The sequence below is a fragment of the Intestinibacter sp. genome (genome assembly GCF_051866655.1).
Taxonomy (GTDB): Bacteria; Bacillota; Clostridia; order Peptostreptococcales; family Peptostreptococcaceae; genus Intestinibacter.
On sequence record NZ_JBJDXL010000273.1, the window covers coordinates 1 to 4,112 of the forward strand.

Below are 4,112 nucleotides of genomic sequence, written 5' to 3' on the forward strand. Positions count from 1 at the left end.
AAAGCAATAATCTATTCTACTTTTACTAAAAGTAGGATAATTATCTTTTTTTAATGCTACTGAAGCATCATTAAGATTATTTATACTCAAGTTTTTTTCATTGAAGTCTCCACAGATTATATTTTTATCTTTTCCATTTATATTTTTTACAAAATCTAATATCTCATTTATTTGCTTAAACCTTTCTATTTTATTGAGACCTAAATGAGTGTTAATTATATTTAAATAATTATTTTCGTCTATTTTTAATTTTATATATGCAAGACCCCTCTGCTCTTTTTTACTCGTTAAAAATACATGCTTTTTATCTATTATTTTGTATTTAGAAAAAATACAGATTCCGTATTTTTGTGATTTTACATTTTCAGCAAAGATCCCGTTCATCCTAAGATAAAATTTCATAAATTCATACTGATGACGTAAAACCTCTTGCAGGCATATAACATCTCCTCTTTGTTTCTTTAGGTACTTAACTATCTGAAACAAGGTTGTTTTTTTATTTTTATCCATACCTCTATGTATATTGTAGGAAATTATTCTCAATATAATCACCCCTTTTTCCCAGCATCCTCAATTTTATACTTTAAAATAATCGCTTTTACTAATATAATTATAATCAGTTAGTTAACAAATTATTAGGAGGCAAAATAAAATGACTTTTTCAATTGACAGTGAAATAAAATCACTTTGTCCTAATGCAACTTTAGGTATCTTAACATATTCTGTAACTGTAGAAAAAACTTCTGATTCTCTTTTAGATAAATTTAATTCTACTATATCAGAATTAGAAAACAAATACGTTACAGAGGATATAGTAAAAATAAACCACATACAGACTACAAGAGAGGCGTACAAAGCACTTGGAAAATCTCCATCATCTTACAGAAACGCTTCAGAAGCAATGCTTAGAAGAATAGTAAAAGGAAAAGGCCTTTACAATATAAATAATGTAGTTGAAATCAACAATATAATCTCTGTTTCTTCTGGATATTCTATAGGCTCTTACGACTTGAGCTGTGTATCTGAAAATATAACATTAAAGAGAGTTCCCGACGGAGAAAATTACGACGGAATAGGAAAATCATCTGTAAATATCGAACACCTTCCTACTTTATACGATGAAGAAGGTCCATTTGGAAATCCAACTAGTGACAGCCAAAGAGCTATGATCAAAGAAGGCGAAAAAAAGGTAGCAAGTGTTATTTATTCATTTGATGGCAGTGAAGATTTAGAAAAATGGATGGCAGAATTTAAAGACTTACTTACAAAATATACTGATGCCAAAGATATCGATACTTTTATAGTCGAATAAAAATTAAGAACCGATATCCCTTAAACTATATAATCTAAAGGATATCGGTCTATATATTTATAATTGAGCTCAATTGTGCAAGTTTAAATATACATTTATATTATTAGCACAATTTTATTTTTTATACATTTTTAATATAATTTTTCTTTATCTAGCTTTTCAATATATTTTTCAGCTAATTCATTTAATTGCTTTTTAAATTGTCTATTATCTAATTCTGACTTCTTTTCTACTTCTTCTAATATTTCAAATTTAAAAGATTTTGGTCCATATTTTTTCCAATCATTTTGAAGCTTTGGATTTAAACAGCTATTAATTGATACTGAGAAGTTAAATCTATTTTCCATCGATTTCAAATCTATCTCACCTTTTATTAAACTTTTTCCAGTTTCTAAATTAGTTATTTTATAGACACCACCTGTCGTTTTCTTTTCTTTGTATTCATATATCACCTGTTTGCGTTTTTCATTTTTCATATCATTTTCACCACCTTTGAATTTTTTTATTTTTTCTCGAATTTTTTTATCCTCATCAGCTTTATCGACCTGATCCTTTAAGGCTTTTTTCTTATTTCTACTTTTTACAACATTTGCACAGTTCCTACATGAAGGAGAGCAGTATTTTTCTCTATCTGTTTTTGCAAAAAACGCCTTATTGCAATAACTACAACGATTTAATATGCTATTGTCGTCAGTCAAGGCAAATGCGTATATGACATCAATAGTAGATTGCAGTGAATCAAAATCCCATTTAATCTGAGGCTTATCAAACATCGCCACGGTAAATCCTATCTTTTGTGGATTAAATTTGTCTGGCATTATCTCAACTGGCTCAGTTAAGTTAGCATTTTTGTAGATTATAAGTTGATTTAAATTTTTTGATATATTCTTTGCGTATTCTAATATCCAATCGACTCTTTCTGCATAAAATTTAGAAAATACTATGTCCATAACTAACGGCTTCTTTCCATAGAATCTAGGCGAATCCTCTGCCTTCACAACAGTTAAATGCTCATCAAATTCTCTCGTATATATATCCTCCTCTGTCGCAAAAGGAGTAAATAATTTTATATATTGATCACTCTTCATGATACTATTATTTTCTAGGTTTTCTATCGTATTGCTTATTATATTGTTTTGTGTAAATAGTACGTTGTCCTCTCCTACTATATTTCTGTTATATACACTTGAACTTATTAGACCAAGTAAACCGTAGTTTTTGACAAATAAAATTAATTTATTGTAAATCGCAGCTTTGTCTTGCTCCTCTTTTAATGCTTCATCCCCTAAATCGATTAAATCAAATAAAATTTTATTCGATTTTTCAAATGGATCGTAAATTGTATAATTGCTGTTCTCTGCTGGTATTACATAAATATTTCCGTCTGAATCCTCTCTCATATCGTAATCGCTGTATTTTATCCATTTGCTGGTAAAGTTTTTTAAATAAAACTCATTTTTCATAATTTAGCACACTCCTTTCTCCGTTTTTATTATGTGTTAATATATTATTATATTAAATATATTAACACATATTTTATTTTTTGCAAGTCTTTGCACAAAAAAAGCTAGTAAATTTAATGTATCTAAAAAATACATAAATTTTACTAGCCTTAATTTAGAATGCCTCTTCTGTCAATTCTTCTGAGTTTTTCTTAATATTTCCTATAATATCCAGAATTTTTCTAGCATCATCCATATTATTTTTAAATAATTGAGTTATATTTCCTACGCTTCTAAATGGATCCTCCATAAAAATTCTATTGTCTTCTACAAATCCATTTTTAACTATATAATCAACTATAAGCTTTACAAAGTGAATTTGTGTAGAATTTAATGTTTCACTATTTAGAAACTCAGAAAATGCTTCATTGGCAGCCTGTCTATCTAGTCCAACTATTTTTCTGACTAGCTTACCTAGTGGCATATCACCAAATTCCTTTTCGTAATCTGATGCAGTTCCAAGCTGATTCCACATTATATCCTCTAAAGTTTGCAAGTCTTGCTTTGTTATCTTTTTATTATTTCTAAGCTTGTAAATTACCATGTCGTCTGTATGCTCTTTTAAGTAATGCTCTACTTTTTGCTTGTAGTTTTTCAAGTCGTTTATATTGTATATAGCTCCATTTGAAGCTTCTGTTACTATCATATCTTCAAACTGTGTATAATATATTCGTGTAATATCTGGCTCTATGTATTGTATTAATTCCCTCATTGCTTCTCTAACTTCTTCTAGATCATTTATACCTACATTATCCCAAAATTCTTCATTTCTAACCTTATCAATTATGTATTTTTGAGCCTTAACCTGAGGTATAGTTCCTAATCTCGCAAGCTGATTAGCTGTGGATATAACACTTTTAATTCCTCTGTTGGCATTAGTTTCAGATAATCTAGCAAGCTCTATAGTATACATTACAAAGTCAAATCTCTTAGCAAGCTCGTCTTCACCAAAAGTTGTTATAAGCGGTGATATCTCATCCTTCAATTCCTTGGCTTCAATAGCTCCTAATACCTTCAAGCTATCTTGATTTTTATACTTATTCACATACTTAGCATTCAATCTAACTCTGTAGCTTTCATCTGGCAATGCTTTTATCTGTTGATAAATACTTTCTGACAGAACCTTTCTGTATTCGACGTATTCTTCATCTGAGTATTTTACATCTTGAAGTTCCTTGATTATATCCACCTTTAAGTTGAATAATCTCTCATCTAAAGAAAGAACTATCTTACTTTCATACCCTTTTGGATTTTCTCTGAAGAAATCAAAATTGCTACAGTAGTCAAATATTAAAAAT

4 protein-coding genes are annotated in these 4,112 nt (G+C 28.9%); 1 reads left to right on the top strand and 3 read right to left on the bottom strand.

The features are described from left to right. Positions 1–552 (bottom strand): endonuclease/exonuclease/phosphatase family protein (locus tag ACI3VO_RS08150; RefSeq protein WP_439757435.1); only part of this gene is annotated, 552 nt, incomplete at its 3' end. 100 nt (positions 553–652) lie between these two features. On the opposite strand from ACI3VO_RS08150, the gene ACI3VO_RS08155 reads away from it, so the two are divergent. Beyond that, the gene (locus tag ACI3VO_RS08155) at positions 653–1,312 is read left to right on the top strand and encodes a B3/B4 domain-containing protein (protein WP_439757436.1); all 660 of its coding nucleotides are present in this window, start codon (positions 653–655) and stop codon (positions 1,310–1,312) included. 131 nt (positions 1,313–1,443) lie between these two features. Here ACI3VO_RS08155 and ACI3VO_RS08160 read toward each other — a convergent pair whose 3' ends face one another. Next, a complete protein-coding gene (locus tag ACI3VO_RS08160; protein WP_439757437.1) occupies positions 1,444–2,775 on the bottom strand; it encodes a GIY-YIG nuclease family protein in 1,332 nt (443 codons plus the stop codon). Between the two features lie 154 nt (positions 2,776–2,929). Next, positions 2,930–4,112 (bottom strand): type I restriction-modification enzyme R subunit C-terminal domain-containing protein (locus ACI3VO_RS08165; protein ID WP_439757438.1); only part of this gene is annotated, 1,183 nt, incomplete at its 5' end.

Bases quoted from the DNA above. Each gene is read 5' to 3' on its own strand.
- ACI3VO_RS08160 (WP_439757437.1), bottom strand. From the start codon at position 2,775: ATGAAAAATGAGTTTTATTTAAAAAACTTTACCAGCAAATGGATAAAA.
- ACI3VO_RS08155 (WP_439757436.1), top strand. From the start codon at position 653: ATGACTTTTTCAATTGACAGTGAAATAAAATCACTTTGTCCTAATGCA.